This window comes from Bradyrhizobium sp. 23AC (genome assembly GCF_054863025.1).
The window spans coordinates 25,598-43,946 of the sequence record NZ_JAVAYN010000006.1; the positions used below are offsets into that span (position 1 = coordinate 25,598).

At 62.5% G+C, this 18,349-nt stretch carries 18 protein-coding genes; 9 read left to right on the forward strand and 9 right to left on the reverse strand.

The genetic code is table 11. From position 1 onward, the window contains the following. The first annotated feature begins 14 nt into the window (after window positions 1–14). The 3 genes from RAD10_RS16025 to RAD10_RS16035 all read left to right on the forward strand — a co-directional run bounded on the left by RAD10_RS16025 (window position 15) and on the right by RAD10_RS16035 (window position 3,150). Window positions 15–1,190 (forward strand): patatin-like phospholipase family protein, encoded by a 1,176-nt coding sequence (locus tag RAD10_RS16025; RefSeq protein ID WP_461618272.1) that lies wholly within the window; start codon window positions 15–17, stop codon window positions 1,188–1,190. A 917-nt stretch (window positions 1,191–2,107) separates the two neighbouring features. After that, entirely contained in the window at window positions 2,108–2,719 is a 612-nt protein-coding gene (locus tag RAD10_RS16030) for a YybH family protein (RefSeq protein ID WP_461618273.1), read from the forward strand. 155 nt (window positions 2,720–2,874) lie between these two features. Continuing rightward, entirely contained in the window at window positions 2,875–3,150 is a 276-nt protein-coding gene (locus RAD10_RS16035; RefSeq protein WP_018319867.1) for a DUF3303 domain-containing protein, read from the forward strand. A gap of 293 nt (window positions 3,151–3,443) precedes the next feature. Here the strand turns inward: RAD10_RS16035 and RAD10_RS16040 are convergent, their stop codons facing one another. Then, entirely contained in the window at window positions 3,444–4,238 is a 795-nt protein-coding gene (locus RAD10_RS16040) for an IclR family transcriptional regulator (RefSeq protein ID WP_461618274.1), read from the reverse strand. Between the two features lie 239 nt (window positions 4,239–4,477). On the opposite strand from RAD10_RS16040, the gene RAD10_RS16045 reads away from it, so the two are divergent. From RAD10_RS16045 to RAD10_RS16065, 5 genes are all read left to right on the forward strand, one after another. Beyond that, entirely contained in the window at window positions 4,478–5,638 is a 1,161-nt protein-coding gene (locus tag RAD10_RS16045; protein WP_461618275.1) for an aminotransferase class V-fold PLP-dependent enzyme, read from the forward strand. Between the two features lie 29 nt (window positions 5,639–5,667). Beyond that, window positions 5,668–6,588, forward strand: a complete 921-nt coding sequence (locus RAD10_RS16050) for an amino acid ABC transporter substrate-binding protein (RefSeq protein WP_461618276.1) — start codon at window positions 5,668–5,670, stop codon at window positions 6,586–6,588. A gap of 62 nt (window positions 6,589–6,650) precedes the next feature. Next, window positions 6,651–7,445, forward strand: a complete 795-nt coding sequence (locus tag RAD10_RS16055; protein ID WP_461618277.1) for an amino acid ABC transporter permease — start codon at window positions 6,651–6,653, stop codon at window positions 7,443–7,445. Then, entirely contained in the window at window positions 7,442–8,134 is a 693-nt protein-coding gene (locus RAD10_RS16060) for an amino acid ABC transporter permease (RefSeq protein ID WP_461618278.1), read from the forward strand. The genes RAD10_RS16055 and RAD10_RS16060 overlap by 4 nt, the downstream gene beginning before the upstream one ends. A gap of 23 nt (window positions 8,135–8,157) precedes the next feature. Further along, the gene (locus tag RAD10_RS16065; RefSeq protein WP_461618279.1) at window positions 8,158–8,925 is read left to right on the forward strand and encodes an amino acid ABC transporter ATP-binding protein; all 768 of its coding nucleotides are present in this window, start codon (window positions 8,158–8,160) and stop codon (window positions 8,923–8,925) included. A 135-nt stretch (window positions 8,926–9,060) separates the two neighbouring features. Here the strand turns inward: RAD10_RS16065 and RAD10_RS16070 are convergent, their stop codons facing one another. From RAD10_RS16070 to acuR, 6 genes are all read right to left on the reverse strand, one after another. Beyond that, window positions 9,061–9,555, reverse strand: a complete 495-nt coding sequence (locus RAD10_RS16070) for a hypothetical protein (RefSeq protein WP_461618280.1) — start codon at window positions 9,553–9,555, stop codon at window positions 9,061–9,063. Between the two features lie 223 nt (window positions 9,556–9,778). Continuing rightward, the gene (locus RAD10_RS16075; protein WP_461618281.1) at window positions 9,779–10,525 is read right to left on the reverse strand and encodes a CoA-transferase; all 747 of its coding nucleotides are present in this window, start codon (window positions 10,523–10,525) and stop codon (window positions 9,779–9,781) included. Beyond that, window positions 10,522–11,328 carry a CoA transferase subunit A gene (locus tag RAD10_RS16080; protein WP_461618282.1) on the reverse strand — a complete coding sequence of 269 codons (807 nt, stop codon included), beginning with the start codon at window positions 11,326–11,328 and terminating at the stop codon, window positions 10,522–10,524. Before RAD10_RS16080 ends, RAD10_RS16075 begins: the two co-directional genes overlap by 4 nt. Before the next feature lie 56 nt (window positions 11,329–11,384). Beyond that, on the reverse strand, window positions 11,385–12,599 hold the full coding sequence (acdA, locus tag RAD10_RS16085; protein ID WP_461618283.1) for a 3-sulfinopropanoyl-CoA desulfinase: 1,215 nt from the start codon (window positions 12,597–12,599) through the stop codon (window positions 11,385–11,387). A 56-nt stretch (window positions 12,600–12,655) separates the two neighbouring features. Then, entirely contained in the window at window positions 12,656–13,231 is a 576-nt protein-coding gene (locus RAD10_RS16090; RefSeq protein ID WP_461618284.1) for a peroxidase-related enzyme, read from the reverse strand. A gap of 16 nt (window positions 13,232–13,247) precedes the next feature. After that, window positions 13,248–13,925: an acrylate utilization transcriptional regulator AcuR gene (gene acuR / locus RAD10_RS16095; protein ID WP_461618285.1), complete on the reverse strand. Its 678-nt coding sequence runs from the start codon at window positions 13,923–13,925 to the stop codon at window positions 13,248–13,250. Between the two features lie 192 nt (window positions 13,926–14,117). Between acuR and RAD10_RS16100 the strand changes: the two genes are divergently transcribed. Continuing rightward, a complete protein-coding gene (locus tag RAD10_RS16100; RefSeq protein WP_461618286.1) occupies window positions 14,118–15,593 on the forward strand; it encodes an FAD-binding oxidoreductase in 1,476 nt (491 codons plus the stop codon). Between the two features lie 99 nt (window positions 15,594–15,692). On the opposite strand, the gene RAD10_RS16105 is transcribed toward RAD10_RS16100, so the two are convergent. Beyond that, window positions 15,693–16,286, reverse strand: a complete 594-nt coding sequence (locus RAD10_RS16105; protein ID WP_461618287.1) for a hypothetical protein — start codon at window positions 16,284–16,286, stop codon at window positions 15,693–15,695. A 286-nt stretch (window positions 16,287–16,572) separates the two neighbouring features. After that, on the reverse strand, window positions 16,573–18,270 hold the full coding sequence (locus RAD10_RS16110; protein WP_461618288.1) for a GMC family oxidoreductase: 1,698 nt from the start codon (window positions 18,268–18,270) through the stop codon (window positions 16,573–16,575). Between the last annotated feature and the right edge of the window lie 79 nt (window positions 18,271–18,349).

Consider the following 18,349-nt stretch of genomic DNA (forward strand, 5'->3'; position numbering starts at 1 on the left):
CAGGAGGCATCGCCATGGACGCCCGCACGTCGCAACCGACCTATCAGACACATCAGGCGCCCTCGCGGGGCTGGCGGCCCGAGCGCTGCGATCGCGTCGCGCTGGTGCTGCAGGGCGGCGGCGCGCTCGGCGCCTACCAGGCCGGCGTCTACCAGGCGCTGCACGAGGCCGGCATCGAGCCCGACTGGGTCTGCGGTGTCTCGATCGGCGCGATCAACTCTGCCATCATCGCCGGCAACAGGCCGGAGAAGCGGCTGGAGGCGCTGCGCATCTTCTGGGAGCGCATCACCAACCGCAAGATCTGGCACTACACGCCCGACGGCGACATCTTCCGCCAGTGGCGCAATCTCACCAGCGCCTGGATGACCTCGGCGATGGGACAGCCGGGCTTCTTCACCCCGCACCAAATGAACCCCTGGTTCAGCCCGGTCGGCGCGCGCACCGCGACCAGCTATTACGACACGATGCCGTTGAAGGAGAGCCTGCTCGAGCTGGTCGACTTCGATCTCATCAACGAGAAAAAGGTCCGTTTCGCGGTCGGCGCGGTCAACGTGCTCTCGGGCAATTTCATCTATTTCGACAATTCCCATGACGAGATCGAGCCGGAGCACATCATGGCCTCCGGCGCCCTGCCCCCGGCGCTGCCGATGGTGCGGATCGGCACCGATCATTTCTGGGACGGCGGCATCGTCTCCAACACGCCGCTGCAGCACCTGCTCGACCAGGAGGATGCGCTCAACTCGCTGGTGTTCCAGGTCGACCTGTTCAGCGCGCGCGGCGTGCTGCCGCGCTCGATCCAGGACGTGATGGCCCGCCACAAGGACATCATGTATTCCTCGCGCACGCGCCACAACACCGACGTCTATCGCCGCACCCACAATCTGAAGGTCCTGCTCCACAAGGCGCTGGCGAAGTTGCCGGACGAGCAGCTGTCCGACGAGGAGCGCAAGCTCAAGGCGAGCCTGTGCCACATGCCGGAGATCGCGATCCTGCATCTGATCTACCAGCAGAAGGCCTATGAGGGCGACGCCAAGGACCACGAATTCTCGGGCACCTCGATGCGCGAGCACTGGACCAGCGGCTATGAGGACACCAAGCGCACCCTGAAGCGCCGCGACTGGATCAAGATGCCGGAGGAAGGCATGGGACTCGTGGTGCACGACGTGCACCGGGAGACGGAGAGCGCGTAGGAGCGCTCATAGGATGGGTAGAGCGAAGCGAAACCCATCAACGCTTCTTCGACGTCGAACCATGATGGGTTTCGCAAGGGCTCTACCCATCCTACGACCTAGCAGACACGGCCTCGCATTCTCGCGGCCCATTTCGCCCGAGCTTTGCTCTCTTCGTTGCCCTTCTTGTTCAGAAAGGGCGCAGGGAAGGCCGGGCGCCGGCTGGCACCCGCGGTCCCGTGTGCGAACAAGACGCGCACGGGGTGGACAACAGGTGTAGCCGGGCGACCGGCCTTCCCTGCGCGAATGGCTTTACGGCTTATGTCGTGCTCTCCCCGGGGAGCGATGCACTATTGCCCCCGTCGCCTTGCGGATGACTGATGTGCAGACCCGGTTGGGCCGCAACATCACCGCAACACTTGACGCACAGACCCCGGGCGTCAGGACCACACGATTTTGCCGTCCGCGCACATCCCCGTTCCTGTCCCCGATGGCTTGCGTGCGCTCGCCGTCGAGGCCGAACCGAGGACGCCGCCAGCGCCGTGTCGTATCGCGCGTGCTGCTGCTCACGGGGATTCCCGCCCTGCAGCCTGCCCAGCGCGCCGACGCCGTCGCGGCCACCGCCTCCCGGCCCGCGTCTCGTGACGATCGCGAAACGCCCCTCGTGGCGGGCGGGATGGGCCGTTGATACGACATATCCGAAATTCGGTAAACAAGAATGTTTTTGCGTGGAGGGATTGACAGGGTGTTTTGCCCGACGGGCGGCGGGCGGGTGCCACCGTGACTGAATATTCGATGCAATAGCGTAATGGGCGTTCGGGTCCCTCTCCTAATTACCGGGGGCGGGCAACAGCAGATCGTTTCGAGCAAGTCGCTCGCCTTCGGGCCGCGCCTGCCAGGGACGAAGAGCGCGCCTGGTCAAGCGTTCGAGCCGCGACATGGAATACTCGTTAGGTCAATTGCCCGTCAATTTCCAGTGCGCAGCTTCGTCAACGGTGCTGACGGTAATTCTCCGGAATTGCCGTTGCGTCTGCCCCGGTCTGGGATGGGCCATTCAATGCATCCACGTCGAGACAAGACGACTGCCCCTGTATCTGTATCGTACATTGAGTCTGGAGATGATCATGCGCAACATTGCATCGGCGATTGCAATCGTGATCGCGTTGAGCGCGCCGGCTTTGGCTCAGAAGGCCGAGATCGAAGCAAACAATGCGAAATGGATCGAGATGTTCAACAAGGGAGATTTTTCCGGGATTGCGTCCCTCTACAGCGCCGATGCGACCGCGCTCCCGCCCGGCTCCGCGATGGTGCGAGGCCGACCAGCCATCGAGGTCATGTGGAAAAGCATGGCTGAACAAGTGACCGATCCGAAGCTCACAACGGTGGATGTCAAGCCGCTCGGTTCTTCCGCGGCCCGTGAGATCGGCACCTTCGTCCTGAAGACCAAGGGATCGACACCGCAGGACGTGACCGGAAAGTATGTCGTCGTCTGGGAGAAGGTCGGAGACGACTGGAAGCTCGCCACCGACATCTGGAACGACGGCAAGTAGCCGTCTTACGTCCAAACAGCGCTTGCGCAGGAAGCAGGAGGGATCAAACCGACGCGCGTGTTCATTCGCCGTTGTCATTCGATACGCAGGCGCTATCGTGCGCATGCGGCGCAGCCGCGACATTCATCCGATAATTCTAGTCATGGGAGAATCGCATGAAATTCATAACCACCTGGAGCGTACCTCAAGGCACCTTCAATGCAGCCGTCGCCCGCTTTCTCGAGACCGGTGGCGCACCACCCGAGGGCGTCAAGATGCTGGGTCGCTGGCATGGCATGAATGGACAGGGATTTGCGATCTCTGAATCGAGTGATCCAAAAGCCATGTATCGTTGGCTCGCACAATGGTCCGACCTGCTCCCGTTGACCGTCACGCCCTGCCTTGAGGACGGAGACGCGGGCGAGGTGATGGCGTCGCTTCCCAAGCGTTGATCATCAATACTCACGTCGCTGCCGCCGCTAAAACCGGCGGTGGTGACGTGCTCGACCGTGGTGACGTCGCCGCTAAAGCGCGATGCGATTAGGATGAATCGTCATCGCGCTTTAGGTTGTTGTTTAAGCATGATCTTTTCGGAAAACCGCGGCGCACTTTTCCGGATCATGCTTTAGCGCTCAGACAGGGGCCGAATCTCCCATTGCTCGAGCCGGTCGATTGGCGCGCGCCTATCGTGCTGGCCCAGCCAATCATGAGGAGAACCGGCGCGCCAGCGAGAGCGCTGATGCCATCATTGGCCATCCGCCCCATCGTCGTCTTCAACCTGCAGAATGGTCTCCGACAGCAAGGCGGCCGCCTTTTGAAGCGGCGCGATGAACCGGTCCAGTTCGACGAAACTCACGCGCGCTACCGGCACCGAGACGCCCAGGCAAGCGATCAATTCTCGATCGGGTGACAGAATGGGGACGGCGCACCCCACAACGCCCTTGACGTATTCTTCGTTTGTCTTGGCCCAGCCCTTCTGCCGCGTGTCCTCGAGGACCTTCATCAGTCCGTGGACATCGACGATCGTCGTTTCCGTGTATCTGGTCAGAGGGAGTGCGCGGCACAAACTCGCCCTCGTCCGCTCAGGCAGTCTGCTCATGTAGATCTTTCCGGTCGACGTGCAGTGTAGCGGCGCCGCTTCTCCCGGATTGAACTGAAGGCCTTGCGGCTCCGAAACGCGAACGCTGTCGACATAGGCAACGACGTTGTCGCGGACGACGCCGATTTCGCACTGTTCGCCGATCTCTCCCGCAACCGCCCGAAGCACCGCGTGCCGTCGCGCGGTGCGGAAGGCCGCTCCGATGACGGCCGCGGACAGTGTGACGAGCTGGTTTCCGACAACGTAACGCTTGGTCCCCAACGCCTTCTGAAGCAGTCCGCGGTCCTCGAGATTTCCGATCAGCCTGTGCGCCGTCGGCAGCGGCAGCGAGAGAGCCTTTGCGATCTCTGCCGCCGAGACGGCTTTGCGTTGGTCGGCGACGTGCCGAACGATCGCGAAAGCACGATCCAATGGCCCGTCCTTCTGAATGCGCTTCGTCATTGTCCCCACCAGGCCAAAATCGCCAGCGAAATCAAGATCAATTCCAACTATTATCATTTTTCGGAATGAAATATATTGAAAATCGAAAAATTTGTTTGTTGAAATTCTCAAAGCTCATATTCTCAGCGCTGCCGGTGATTGACCAGAAATTGTGCAACGCAGTCTCGCCGTTCCCAGAATCTCGCTCCGCCGCTTGGCCGAGAGCCAAGTCGCTGGCGGGGCGCCAACAGGAGATGTGCATGTCTCGTCACTACGACGTGGACGCCGTGAGGAAGGAATTCCCCGCTGTCGAGCGGATGGTCTATCTGGACTCCGGGTTTCAAACCCCGCTTGCGCGCCCGGTGAAGGCCGCGATCGAACTCTTCCTTCGCGAGGGCTTCGAGACGGCTGGACCGAAGAGCGTCTGGCTCGACCGGGTGGAGCAGACCCGCGCCAAGGTCGCTCGCTTTCTCGGCGTGACGGCGGATGAAATCGCCTTCACGAAAAACACGTCGGAAAGCATGAATGTCGCGGCAAACGCACTGCCGCTCCGGGCCGGCGACAATGTCCTGATGATCCACGGCGATCATCCGAACAACGCCTACGCATTCCTCAATCTGCAACGGAAGGGCGTCGAGGTCCGCTTCATCCCGATGACTGACGTCGTCGATGCCGACAGCTTTGCGCCTTTCATCGACGAGAAAACGCGTGCGATCTCTATGTCGCACGTGACCTTCCACGCCGGTCACCGCTTTGACATCGAGAGCGTCGGCGCGATGTGCACCAGGAAGAAGCTCTACTTCGTGGTGGACGTGATGCAGGCAATCGGCGTGGTGCCGGTCAACGCGACGGCGATTGGCGCAAGCTTCATCGGATCCGGCAGCCACAAGGGATTGCTGGTTCCGCAAGGGCTCGGGCTTCTCTATTGGGACAAGACGCTCAAAGAGCTGGAGCCGGCCTATCTGGCGGCCGCGAGCCTCGCCGAGATCCCCGATGATCTCATCGCGCGTGCCGACAGAATGGCGCCCTCGCCCGCCGCCAGGCGCTTTGAGCTCGGCAACTTCAATCTGCCCGCGGTCCATGCGCTGGGTGCTTCCCTCGACATGATCGAGCAGATCGGGGTGCAGAACATCCAGAACCACTGCTTCGACCTCGGCGATCACCTGATCGCGCGCCTGGACGAGCTGGGCGTCCGCCTCGTTGGCCCGCGCGAGCGCAAGCACCGCGCTCCGCATATCTACGTCATCGCCCTGCCGGCATCGGATTGGCTTGGCCATTTCGAGGAGAACGGTGTGCGCGTGTCACCCGAACGGGATGGCATCCGCGTCTCACTCGGCATGTTCAACACCGCCACCGACATCGATCGCCTGATCGACGTCATCCGCCGGCGGGGGCTCGGACGCCCTTCCGCCGCAGCTTGACTTCGACAACCGATGGGAAGGGAAAAACCATGAAGAAGCTTGTTCAGATGCTCGGACTTCTCTCAGGACTGCTGGCCGTATTCCTGGCCGTACTCCTGGCCGTCAGCCCAAGTCCTTCCGCGGCGGCCGACAGCCCGACGCTCGATAAGATCAAATCCAGCGGCGCAATCACGATCGGCCACCGCGAGGCTTCGATACCGTTCTCGTATCTCGGGCCCGATCAGAAGCCCATCGGCTTCTCGCTCGATCTCTGCGCGGCGATCGTCGATCGCATCAAGGAGGAGCTGAAGTTGCCCAACCTCAAAGTCAACTACACGCCAGTGAACTCCTCGAACCGGATTCCGCTGATCCAGAGCGGGACTGTCGACATCGAGTGCGGCGGCACCGCGAACGACAAGAAGCGGCAGGAGCAGGTCTCGTTTTCGGTCGCGACGTTCGTCAGTCAACCGCGATGGCTCGTCAAGGCCACCAGCGGCGTGAAGACCGCCGGCGACCTGAAAGGCAAGACGATTGTCGTCACCCAAGGCTCCAACGCAGTCGGTTTCGCGCAGAGCGTCAACGCCAAGGAGCAACTCGGCCTCAACATCGTCCAGGCCAAGGACCATGCGGAATCCTTCCTGATGTTGAACACCGGCCGTGCGGCCGCCTTCATGGAGGACGATATCCTCCTCGCCGGGCTCAAGGCTGCCGCGCCAAATCCGGACGCACTCCTGTTCCTTCCCGAGGGCTACGCAAAGATCTACTATGGATTGATGTTCACGAAGGGTGATGCCGGGTTCAAGAGCCTCGTCGACGACGTCCTCTCCAAGCAAATGGCATCCGGCCAGTTCGAGAAGACCTACGCGAAATGGTTCACCAAGCCGATTCCGCCCAAGAGTGAGAACCTCGCATTCCCGCTCACCGACGAGTTGATGGCGCGGATCGCGCATCCCAGCGATGCTGTCGACTGATTGACGGAGCTGACCGTCTCGCACGGAAATCCTCGTTCGCACCTGCAACCTGAGGGCTCGCGATGTTCGGAGTGCTTTTTGAACAGACGGCGGACGGCCAGCGCTATATCGACTGGCTTCTGTCGGGTCTCGGTTGGACGTTGGCCCTGGCCTTCTTCGGTTGGTGGATCGCCTTCGGCATCGGTGTGGTCGTCGGCGTAGGCCGCACGGTGCAGAATCGCTTCTTCTCCGTCCCGGCCCGGCTCTATGTCGAGATATTCCGGAACATCCCCGTCCTGGTGCAGATGTTCCTCTGGTACTTCGTCTTCCCGGAGGTCGTGCCCAGCGTGCTGGGCGATGCCATCAAGCAGATCCCGCCACCCTGGGCGTCGTTTTTCCCGGCGCTCCTCTGCCTGGGACTCTACACGGCGTCCCGAATAGCCGAGCAGGTCCGGGCGGGCATCGAAGCGCTCCCAAGGGGACAGTTCGAAGCGGCCAACGCTCTCGGCCTCAATGGCTACCTCACTTATCGATACGTCATCGTGCCGCAGGCCTTGCGCCTCATCGTGCCGAGCCTCACCAGCGAGGTGATGGGCATCTACAAAAACACCTCCGTCGCCCTCACGATCGGCTTGATGGAGCTGACCGCCCAGGCGCGCCAGATCAGCGAGGCCACGTTCCAGACATTTACGGCATTTGGCGCAGCGACGATCATCTACCTTTGTCTGGCGCTGGTTGCCTATCAGGCCATGACGCTCATCGACAAAGCCGTCCGCATTCCCGGCAGCGCTCCCGTCAAGCCCACGACTGACGAGGATCTGGCCACTGAGATGCGGCAAGGCGCCGCCCTGCCCGTCACCATGGAGGTCGTGAAATGAACACCCTCGATTTCTCGATCGTAACGCTATCGTGGCCCTATCTCTGGTCGGGCCTGCTGTTCTCGCTTGCGCTCACGGCCGCCGCATTCGTGATCGGCATGGTTCTCGGAACCTGCCTGGCGCTCGTTCAGCATTTCGAGATTCCGGTGTTCGCCCAGATCATCCGCGGCTACGTTGCGGTCATCCGATCGATTCCGCTGATCCTGGTCCTGTTCTGGTTCTTCTTCCTGGTGCCGATCGTGCTTGGGCATCTCAGCGGCAACGGCCGCCCGATTCCGATCGGCGCCACCTATACGGCCTTCATCACCTTCGGCCTGTTCGAGGCCGCCTACTACTCCGAGATCATCCGTGTCGGGCTGCGAGCGGTGAACAAGGGCCAGTTCGAGGCCTGCCAGGCGCTCGCGCTGTCCACCTACGACACCTACCGCCATATCGTCCTCCCGCAGGTCCTGCGCGTGGCCAGTCCGATCATCCTCAGCCAGACGATCATCCTCTTTCAGGACACCTCGCTCGTTTACGTGCTGTCGCTGACGGATCTTCTGGGCGCCGCTTCCAAGCTTGCGCAGCTCAACGGCCGCCTCGTCGAAATGTACCTCGTCGTCGCAGTAGCCTATCTCGCCATCAGCTCGGCAGCTTCCCAGTGTGTCGCTGTCCTTCGCAAACGATACGCGCTCGCCAGATCGCGATAGCGCCTCGAATCCGGGAGACGAACATGCATCGAGAGACCTCCAGCAATGCCGTGCAGGCGGGTGCGATTGTCGTCATCGAGAGCTTGGTGAAGCGGTTCGGGGCATTCACCGCGCTGAACGACGTCAACCTCAGGGTCGGCAAAGGCGAGAAGATCGTGCTGTGCGGACCTTCGGGCTCCGGCAAGTCGACGCTGATCCGCTGCATCAACCATATCGAGAAGCACGACGGAGGCCGGATCATCGTCGACGGCATCGAACTGAGCAACCGCCTCGCCGACATCAACAGCGTGCGCTGCGAAACCGGGATGGTGTTTCAGAGTTTCAACCTGTTTCCGCACCTCACGGTCGCCGAGAACTGCATGCTGGCCCCGATGAAGGTTCGCGGCATTTCGCAAGCAGAAGCCCGCGATCGCGCACTGGGCTTGCTGCGCAAGGTTCGCATTCAGGATCAGGCGGACAAATATCCTGCGCAATTGTCAGGCGGCCAGCAGCAACGCGTTGCCATCGCCCGAGCGCTGTGCATGCAGCCCAAGATCATGCTGTTCGACGAACCGACATCCGCGCTCGATCCCGAGATGGTCAAGGAAGTGCTGGACACCATGGTCGAGTTGGCGCGGGACGGAATGACGATGGTCTGCGTGACACACGAGATGAGCTTCGCCCGCGAGGTTGCCGACCGGGTGGTCTTCATGGATCGCGGAAGCATCGTCGAGGAGGCAGATCCGGGAACATTCTTTCGGGCTCCCCGCACGGAGCGAGCGAAGGGTTTTCTGAACCAGATCATCCACTGAAGCGCGATGAGACCAGGATGAATCGTCATCGCGCTTTAGTTTATTGTTTGAGCATGATCTCTTCGGAAAACCGCTGCGCGCTTTTCCGGATCATGCTCTAGGGTCCGGCCGTCTCCTAAAATCTCCGGACAGCGGCTACTTCGCGTCCTTGTTCAATTCGATCGCGACCTCCGCCATCCAGGAGCCCGGCGCCTCCATCAAAAAGGATTGATGGTTGCTCCTGGTCTGGATCGTCACCAGCGCGGCCACTGTGTTTCCCTCTATTCGCGCCTCGATCAATCCGTCCTTGTTGGTGCCGTAGACCTTGCCGCCCTGCCGGTACTCGCTCTCGAACCAGTTGCCGGAAAGCTCCGTCCCGCTCTGCTCGATGTTCGCGGACAGGACCATCTTGTACGCATCGCTTGCGCAGCGGAGGTCGAGTGTCAACGACCGCCCCGGCCTGGTGACGTTGTACGCCACCTTGCAGCGAACCTTCTCACGCGGACCGTCCGACGGCCTCATCGTGCCGATGCCCGACCATGCACCGGCCAAGCTGTCGAACACCGGCTCTGCGCACAATGGGCTGACGCCGACGAGCACGAGGCAGGCCGCGCCGATGCCCATGCGCGCCGCCAAAAACTTCAATCGCATTTCATCAATCCCGATCTGTAAAGTCCGAGCGCGTTCTACGCCCGAACGGTCGCGGGAAGTTGACGGAGATGTTTAGAAATGTTGCAGAGATTGTCTGAACGTTGCCGGGTTGCTGGTGGGGTCATCGCATCCTTGCGGGCTTGCTCCGCCTCTCCCGCTTGCGGGAGAGGGAGCCGAGTGCCGATGCCGCCGCATCCTGCACACCATACGCTATTGCCCGGCCTCAGTTCGGACCGGGCATATTGCCCGCGAACTGCGGATAACACTCGCGCAGTTCCTCGCGAATTCGGCCCCGGATCAAGGCCAACGTCGCCTCGTCCGGCAGCGGCGTCGTGACCTCGCATTGCTCGTTCTCGTACGAGAATCCTGTCGTGCCTCGAATGTCGCGCCAACCATATCCCGGATGGCTGCTCTCGAGGCGAAAGCGTCCCGCCTCTCGGTCGAAGGAAAACAACGCCGCATTGGTCAGCAGCGCATGAGGGCCGCCTCGCCGATAGACCGTCTCGTCGGTAACTCCAGGTGCGGAGACGAAGTCCACGCGCTCCACCAGGGATCGCAGGCTGTGCTCTTCGCGGAACAGAATGACCCGCGGCACCAGGAAATACAGATAGGCGGAGCCGAACGAGCCGGGCCATCTGACCGGATTGTTTGGATAGTCGCCGGTGCCAACGAGATTGACGTTGCCCTGGCCGTCGATCTGGCCGCCGCCGAGAAAGAAGGCGTCGAGGCGTCCCTGCGCGGCGCAATCGAACAGCTCCTCGGCACCGCCGGTGAAGGAATTGTGCTTGACCGACCCGAGGATCGAGACCTGCACGTGCTCCAATCCGTCACGCTGGTTGAGCGCGCGCAAGAGCATCGCTCCCGCCGCCGGCATCGGCGACGATTGACCGACCGCAACATGCCGCACGCCTTTCAGCAGCCGCGAGATCGTATAGATCATCAACTCACGGCTGGTGCACGCCTCGCTCATGCCGCGCTCCCCAGGCCCCGAACGTAGGCCTGGAATCCCTCCGGCGAACGCGCCGCGCGCGCGTATTTCTCGATTTCCTGCCCGTCCCTCGGATATTCGGCGTAGAGCCCGGTCGGCCATCCACCCTTCTCGAGCTGTGCCACCGCGCTCACATAGATCGCGGGCAGGATTCCCGCGGCCATTTTCTCGTCTTCCAGCAGCGACACTTCGGAGATGCGCTCGACGGTCACAAAAGCCTTCTTCGACGCGTGGGCCAGCAGCATCGTTTCGCGCCGGCGCCCGAGCCTGACGTTGCCGAACCGGTCCGCTTCAGGTGCATGAAACAAGGCGATGTCGGGCTGGATCGCCGAGACCACGACGATCTTCTCAGCGTCATCGAACGGATTGGACGTCACCTTCCAATCGTCGCGCTTCTCCAGGACGTCGCTGCCGATGATGCCGCGGATCGGCATGAACGGCACGCCCTTCTCCGCGGCCGTTAACCCTGCGAACACCGCCGGACAGGTGGCATCACGCAGGCGAATGGATCCGTCGCGCACAGCCCGGCTGAAACAGGGCGCGCCGCCCGCTTCGCCGAGACTGACGGCGCTCGTCTCCAGCGTCGCCACGGCACCGGCGCCGATCAGCATGTCGACTTGCATGCCGCCGATCGGCGCGCAGACCACATGGAGATCGCGAATGCCGCGATCGATCAGCATCCGAACCAGTCCCGGGGCGGCGGCGTAGTCATCCGGCGCCAGGCCGAGCTTGCACCCCGACGGTATCATCTCCGCCATCTCTCGCGGCGTTACGAAGTCTGTCATCTCTTCACCTCTCCCTCGGGTCCCCATCAACACGCCGTGTCGCGCACGATAGCGCCCTAGCCCTTTGCCGCAAGGTCCCTTGACACGACGTAGCCATCGCGCGTCTGCGGCAGCTTCCAGCCCAGGATCTTGCTGGCGACCAATGTGCGCAGCACCTGGGCCGTGCCGCCGCCGATCGTGAACATGCGGACATCGCGCGCCATCCGTTCGAGCGGAAAGTCGCGCGAATAGCCGCGGGCTCCGAACACCTGCAGGGCGTCGTTGACGATCTTGATGGCGGCTTCCGAGGCGAAGATCTTCGCCTGAGCGGCAAGCATGGGATCGGGGAATGCGCTGTCGCCCGGCCCGCGAGAAGCCGCCGCAGCGTGGAGCATCAGGCGCGATGCGGTCAGCTGCGTCTGCATATCGGCGAGCATCCAGTGCAGCCCCTGAAATTCGCCGATCGGCCGGCCGAACTGCTCGCGCGTCTTCGCCCATGCGATGGCGTGCTCCAGCGCGCCGGCCGCAATCCCCATGGCGACCGTGCCGGCGCCGACACGCTGGCTGTTGTAGGCATTGATGAGGTCGGCAAAGCCGCGCTTGAAGCCTGACGGCGGCAGCAGCACCATGTCCGGCGTGATCTCGAGGTCCTCGAAGACGAGCTCGCCTTCCGGCATGCCGCACAGTCCCATCGTCGTCTCGCGCTTGCTGACGCGGAGCCCCTCCGCCTCGCCGCGCACCGCCAGGAAGCCGCCGACACCCAGCTCCTCTCCGCTCTCGTCGAACACGCGCGCAAAGATCAAATGGAGGCGGGACACCCCGGCGCCGGTGATCCAGTGCTTCTTGCCGTTGAGCACATAGCGGTTGCCACGCTTGTCGGCTCGCGTCGTCATTCCGCTCGCATCACTCCCCGCGTCAGGCTCGGTGATGCAGATGGCCGGCTTGTCGCCATCCAGGACGAGATCGGCCGCGCGCTTTTTCTGCGCGTCGGTGCCATAGGCCATCACGGTCGAGATGGCGCCCATGTTGGCCTCGACCACGATGCGCGCGGACACGGTACAGGACCGGGCGATCTCCTCGATGACCAGCACCGTGTCGAGGAAGCTTCGTCCCTCGCCGCCATATTCGACCGGAATGGTCATTCCCATGAAGCGCTCGGCCTTCAGCGCCTCGACGACGTCCCATGGATATTCACGCGACCGGTCGATGTCGGCAGCACGTTTGCGGATCGTCTCGTTGGAGAGCGCAGCAGCCCTCTCCTTCAGCGCCAGCTGCTGGGATGAGAGCTCCATGTCCGTTCTCCATGTCCGCGGACAAGCGTGCTTGCCGAACAGGTCAGTCAGCCCGATCAGCCGCGTCCCATGTTATAGAATTCCGGGTTCGGACGCATGCTGGTGACGTTGGCAAGCCGGTTGGAGAGGCCGAAGAAGGCCGAGATCGCGGCAATGTCCCAGATGTCGTCTTCCGTGAACCCGTGCGATTTCAGCGTGGCGAAATCGGATTCGGAAACCTTGTAGGCCTCGGTCGAAACGCGCACGGCGAAATCGAGCATCGCCTTCTGCCGGTCGGTGATATCCGCCTTGCGGTAGTTGACCGCGACCTGATCGGCGATCAGGGGATCCTTGGCGCGGATGCGCAGAATCGCGCCATGGGCGATAACGCAATACTGGCATTGATTGAGGTTGCTGGTGGCAACCACGATCATTTCCCGCTCGGCCTTGGTGAGGTTGCCGGGCTTGTCCATCAGCGCATCGTGATAGGCAAAGAACGCGCGAAACTCGTCTGGCCGGTGCGCCAGCACGAGAAAGACGTTTGGGATGAAGCCGGACTTCTCCTGGACGGCGACGATGCGGGCGCGGATGTCCTCTGGCATGTCGGCCAGATCAGGGACAGGGAAGCGACTAATTGCAAGTGCCTGGGTCATGGCCTGGTTATCCTTGTTACTCGTCGATGGAAATCGGTACGATCACGCGTTCCTTCGCCTGGATCATCGCGAGAAATCCTCGCGCGAAGACGTCGAGCGCGTCGGGGCGTCTTTCCAGCTTCGCCCGCAGCACCGCGCCCTCCCAGCCGATCCAGAAGAAATGCGCGAGGCTGTCGCAATCGACGCCTTTGGGGATGTCGCCCGCCTGCTGCGCCGCGCGGAGACAGCGCGAGGTCCGCGCCTCCCAATCCCTGAAGACGGCGGCGAGCCGCTTTCGGAACGGCTCCGGCAGCGCGCCCATCTCTTGTCCGAGATTGCCGACGAGACAACCACGCCGATAGCCGTAGCGCGCCATGCCCGACCGCGCGTCTGCAATGAAATCGCGCAGGCGGTCCAGCGGCGCCCGCTCTATGTCGTCGAACCATCGATCCAGCTTGCGGGCGAAATAGGCGGCGTAGGCATCGATTAGCTCGAGGCCGAAAGCCTCCTTGCTGCCGAAGTAGTGATAGAACGACCCTTTCGGCACGTCCGCGGAGTCCAGGATCTCCTCGACGCCGACGGCGCTGAATCCCTTCTCGGTCAGAATCGCAACGCCCGTGCGCAACAGACGCGCGCGCGGCGCGTTCGGCTGCGACTGGTCCCTGGGTGGACGACCCCGTCGGCGCGGCTCTGAAACCGAGGCTGCTCTGTTCATCAGAATTTATTAGACCGGTCGTCTTGCAAAATCAACCCTCACCTCCCCAAGACTCAACTCTCCCGCGGACCGCATTCGTCACCGGCTCCAGATTCGAGACATCTTGCCGTTAGACTCCCCGCGCCAAACGTGGACAATACCCGGGCACGTTACGTGCGCAGTGCACACCAAGATGCGCCAGGGGAAACGAAAATGCCGGTTGCCTTCCCGTCGTCCGAACCCACCATTCCGACCGCTCCCTTGACTGCCGAGATTCGCGATGCGTTGCGCGCGATCGTGGGTGAGAAGGGCCTCATCGAGGACGAGCACGGCAAGCAACCGTTCTTGACGGATTGGCGGGGATTGCTGGTTGGCGGCGCCGGCGCCGTTGTTCGTCCTGGCAGCACCGAGGAAGTCTCGAAAGTGGTCCGGCTTTGCCATGAGCATGGCGTCGCCATCGTGCCGCAGGGTGGCAATACCGGCCTGATGGGCGGGGCGACGCCCTGGCCTGCGCACACCGGCATCGTGTTGTCGCTCGGCCGCATGAACCGCGTGCTGGACGTCGATCCCGTCGGCTACGCGATGACGGTCGAGGCCGGCTGCGTGCTGCAGACGCTGCAGGAGACGGCAAGCCGGCACGACAGGTTCCTGCCGCTCAGCCTCGGCGCCCAGGGCTCGTGCATGATCGGAGGCAATCTGTCGACCAACGCCGGCGGCGTGCAGGTGCTGCGCTATGGCAATGCCCGCAATCTCGTGCTCGGGCTGGAGGTGGTGCTGCCGAGCGGCGAGGTCTGGGACGGATTGCGCGCGCTCAAGAAGGACAACACCGGCTATGACCTCAAGCACCTCTTCATGGGCGCCGAGGGCACGCTGGGCATCATCACCAAGGCCGTGCTCAAGCTGTGGCCGGCGCCGAAGGACGTCTCTACATCGTGGCTGGCGATCCGCGATCCACGCGCGGCCCTCGAGATCCTGTCGGAAGCGCACGCGGCATCCGGAGACAATGTCGGCTCTTGCGAGCTGATGAGCCGCGCCGCCATCGACATGGTGCTGCGCCATATTCCCGGCACCCAGGATCCTCTCAAGGCCGACACGCCATGGTATCTGCTGCTGGAATGGTCGTCCTCGCGGGCGCGCCAGGACGGCGCGGAGGGCATATCCGAGAAGATGGAGCAGTTTCTCGCCGATCAACTCGAGGCCGGCCGCGTGCTCGATGCGGTGATCGCCCACACGGTCGGTCAATCGCGCAACATGTGGCACATCCGCGAAAGTGTCGCCGAGGCCTCCCGGGCCGAAGGTCCGGGGCTCAGCTTTGACGTGTCGGTGGCGATCTCAGGGATTCCGGAGTTCATCGCCAAGGGCACCAAGGCCGTGCTCGACATTCTCCCGACCATCAGGCCCTATCCTTTGGGGCACATCGGCGATGGCAATCTGCATTTTTCGTTCATGGGACCGGCCGGCATGGATCAGCAGACGCTGACCCAGTACAAGGGCGCCATCACGCGGGCCGTGAACGATCTCGTCACCTCGATGGGCGGCTCAATCTCGGCAGAACACGGCATCGGCATCGACAAGCTCGACGAGCTCAGCCATTACCGCTCGAAGACCGAGCTCGACATCATGCGAACCATCAAGCGCGCGCTCGATCCGCAGAACATCATGAACCCCGGCAAGGTGCTGCGGCTGTGACCGACGCTGTGCCCCGCGCCGACGATCGGTCAAGCGTGGGCAGGTCGCAACGATGTTGCGACCCGTCCGCGATCTTGTCGAGAGTGGTGGCCGCGGTCCTCAAGCCGCCGAACCGCCGCGCGGATTGACGATCGCATACCCTCGCAATGAACGTGCGTGGATTCGCGTGGTGTGTCCGCCCGAGTTGGCATCATAAGCCATCCAGACATCGCCTCCGAGGTGCTGCTCCAGAACGAAAACGTGTCCTCGTCGCGCAGCAACCATTCCCGGTGCGGGTGATGTCCGCGGAAAGCGCAGCCAATTGGCCGCGAGATTCAATTCCGGCACGATACGACCGAACACGCGCAGAGCCGCGCCGCAGCCGCAGAAGGACGAAGGGCAACCTGCCGGACGACCACCGACAACGCGAGCCCCGGAGACACCGGAGACGGTCGCCGGCGTGGCGGCGCCCCCAGCATCAGTCACTGTCAGCTGCGTCGAGCGGTACGCTTGCAGTGACGGCGTGGAATTCAGTGAGGATCTGGAAGTAAGTGAAGACTTGAAAGTCCGCTCGCGTTGCATCTGCGAATACGAGAAGTCGCAGGGCATGGTGACATTGCATTCGGAAGCATGATGAATGCGATAAGGTCGCGCTTCCGAAGTAACAGAGCTCAAGACAACGAAAAGGTACGCAGAAATTACTAGCCTGTACATTGCAGGACTCCAAAATAGAGTTGTCCTGCCCCAGGCAACGAGAAACCAATAACAGTTTGGCTGAAATGGGCCTAAAGAGCGGCTGAAAATGGCTGCGTCTGCGCGACGCTGTCTGCAATCATCATAGCCTACAAATAGCGACCGAAATGATTAACTCGCAGAGAACGAATGAACGCTCGGCGTGTCCAACGCACCGCATGCAATCAAGCCCGGTTCGCATTCGTCGTAGATTCTGCAGCAAGCTCTCCTCGTCACTGCGCTGCCCTGATCGGCACAACGCCGCTATTCACTGCATCATCGCGGCCGCGATCTTCTCCGCCGACATCAACACGGGAAAGTTGGTGTTGGCGCATGGCACCACCGGAAAGATCGAGGCGTCGACGACGCGCAGGCCCTGGATGCCCTTGACGCGGCCCTGGTTGTCGACCACCGCCATCGGATCGTCGGCGCGGCCCATGCGGCATGAGCAGGAGGCGTGCCACACGCCGATGGTGGCCTTGCGCACAAAGGCCTCCAGCGCCTCGTCGTCGTTCATCACCTGATCGAAGGTAAAACCTTCGACCACGAAATTGTCGATCATGTAGTGACGCAGCGCCGCCGGTCCGTCCATCAGCGTCGCGGCGATCTTGGTCAAGATCCTGTTCTTGGTGTTGACCACGCCGATCTTGCGGACCTTGTCCGTATAGGCGGCCGGGAACGGCTTGTCCGTCACCGCCCTCACCACGTCGCTCATCTGCACCGCCGCCATCTTGCGGAAGCCGCTCATCAGCCGATCGAGATCGCGCCGGTCGGACAACAGGTTGAACTCGACGATCGGCTCTGCCGACGGATCGCGCGAGGCGAGCTTGACCTGTCCGGTCTCGGAATAGGTCTTGTTGACGAAGGTCAGCAGCGAGCCGATCTGCTCGCCGACCGCATGCCAGGCCGACTTGGAGAGCAGCACGACGAACATGTCGCCCTTCGGCACGCCTGCGAGATCGGAGGAATAGCGCAGGCCCAGCTGCATGTGGCGCCTAGTGTGCTCGTTCATGCGCGCGCCGCGGCGGACAAAGGACGACAGCGAGATCGAAGGATGATCCATCAGGCGCTGCCCCACGCCCGGCAGTCCCATCAGCACGGGAATGCCTAGATCCTTGAGGTGGCCGACCGGCCCGATGCCGGCGCGCAACAGATGCGCCGGCGAATGGATGGCGCCGCTGGAGAGGATGATCTCGCGTCCACGGAATTCCTGCTCGCGTCCGTCAACCATCGCTTTGACGCCGACGCATCGCGTGCCTTCGAACAGCAGCTCGTGGACTTGCGTGTTGGTGGAGATGGTGAGATTGGCGCGCTGGCGGGTGTCGCGATCGAGATAGCCCATCGCGGCGGAGACGCGTTGCTCGGCCTGGTTCGAATGCGTCACCGGGAAGAAGCCGTCGACGAACTCGCCGTTCTGGTCCGGCAGGAATCGGTGGCCGGCCTGCTGGAAGGCCTCGGCGAAGGCCTGCGAATGCCGCGTCCAGTGCTCGCGGGGAATGCGGCGGACCGGGATCCGGCCATCCTTGCCATGGTACGGTCCGTCGAAGTCGAGATCGCGCTCGACCTTTTTGAAGAAGGGCAGCACGTCGTTCCACGTCCACCCTTCGGCGCCGCGCGCGTCCCATTCGTCGTAATCGGTGGGAGCGCCGCGATTGGCCATCTGGCCGTTGATCGACGAGCCGCCGCCGAGCACGCGCGCCTGCTCGTATTTGCGCAAGGGAGGCCGCCCCACGTGCGGGTTATTGTGGCTGACGACCTGCGTCGTGACCTTGAGCTCGGTCCAGTGGAAGCGCGGATCGAAATAGGCCGTGCCTGGATAGCTGTCCCTGATCTCGGCCGGCTCGTTGCCGGGCGGCGTGTCCTGGCCGGCTTCGCACAGCAGGACCTTGTTGGCACTCTTCGCGGAGAGCCGGTGGGCCAGCACGGACCCCGCCGAGCCGCCGCCCACGATAATGAAGTCATACACGATTGGCGTTTCCTGTTGTTTTTGTTGGCGGAGCTTAGCGCGTTATTGTTTTGCTGTGGAAGAGCCTTGGATTGCGCCG

Coding starts and splice junctions, on each gene's coding strand:
- RAD10_RS16025 (WP_461618272.1), top strand. CDS start 15: ATGGACGCCCGCACGTCGCAACCGACCTATCAGACACATCAGGCGCCC.
- RAD10_RS16030 (WP_461618273.1), top strand. CDS start 2,108: ATGGAATACTCGTTAGGTCAATTGCCCGTCAATTTCCAGTGCGCAGCT.
- RAD10_RS16035 (WP_018319867.1), top strand. CDS start 2,875: ATGAAATTCATAACCACCTGGAGCGTACCTCAAGGCACCTTCAATGCA.
- RAD10_RS16040 (WP_461618274.1), bottom strand. CDS start 4,238: ATGACGAAGCGCATTCAGAAGGACGGGCCATTGGATCGTGCTTTCGCG.
- RAD10_RS16045 (WP_461618275.1), top strand. CDS start 4,478: ATGTCTCGTCACTACGACGTGGACGCCGTGAGGAAGGAATTCCCCGCT.
- RAD10_RS16050 (WP_461618276.1), top strand. CDS start 5,668: ATGAAGAAGCTTGTTCAGATGCTCGGACTTCTCTCAGGACTGCTGGCC.
- RAD10_RS16055 (WP_461618277.1), top strand. CDS start 6,651: ATGTTCGGAGTGCTTTTTGAACAGACGGCGGACGGCCAGCGCTATATC.
- RAD10_RS16060 (WP_461618278.1), top strand. CDS start 7,442: ATGAACACCCTCGATTTCTCGATCGTAACGCTATCGTGGCCCTATCTC.
- RAD10_RS16065 (WP_461618279.1), top strand. CDS start 8,158: ATGCATCGAGAGACCTCCAGCAATGCCGTGCAGGCGGGTGCGATTGTC.
- RAD10_RS16070 (WP_461618280.1), bottom strand. CDS start 9,555: ATGCGATTGAAGTTTTTGGCGGCGCGCATGGGCATCGGCGCGGCCTGC.
- RAD10_RS16075 (WP_461618281.1), bottom strand. CDS start 10,525: ATGAGCGAGGCGTGCACCAGCCGTGAGTTGATGATCTATACGATCTCG.
- RAD10_RS16080 (WP_461618282.1), bottom strand. CDS start 11,328: ATGACAGACTTCGTAACGCCGCGAGAGATGGCGGAGATGATACCGTCG.
- acdA (WP_461618283.1), bottom strand. CDS start 12,599: ATGGAGCTCTCATCCCAGCAGCTGGCGCTGAAGGAGAGGGCTGCTGCG.
- RAD10_RS16090 (WP_461618284.1), bottom strand. CDS start 13,231: ATGACCCAGGCACTTGCAATTAGTCGCTTCCCTGTCCCTGATCTGGCC.
- acuR (WP_461618285.1), bottom strand. CDS start 13,925: ATGAACAGAGCAGCCTCGGTTTCAGAGCCGCGCCGACGGGGTCGTCCA.
- RAD10_RS16100 (WP_461618286.1), top strand. CDS start 14,118: ATGCCGGTTGCCTTCCCGTCGTCCGAACCCACCATTCCGACCGCTCCC.
- RAD10_RS16105 (WP_461618287.1), bottom strand. CDS start 16,286: ATGTACAGGCTAGTAATTTCTGCGTACCTTTTCGTTGTCTTGAGCTCT.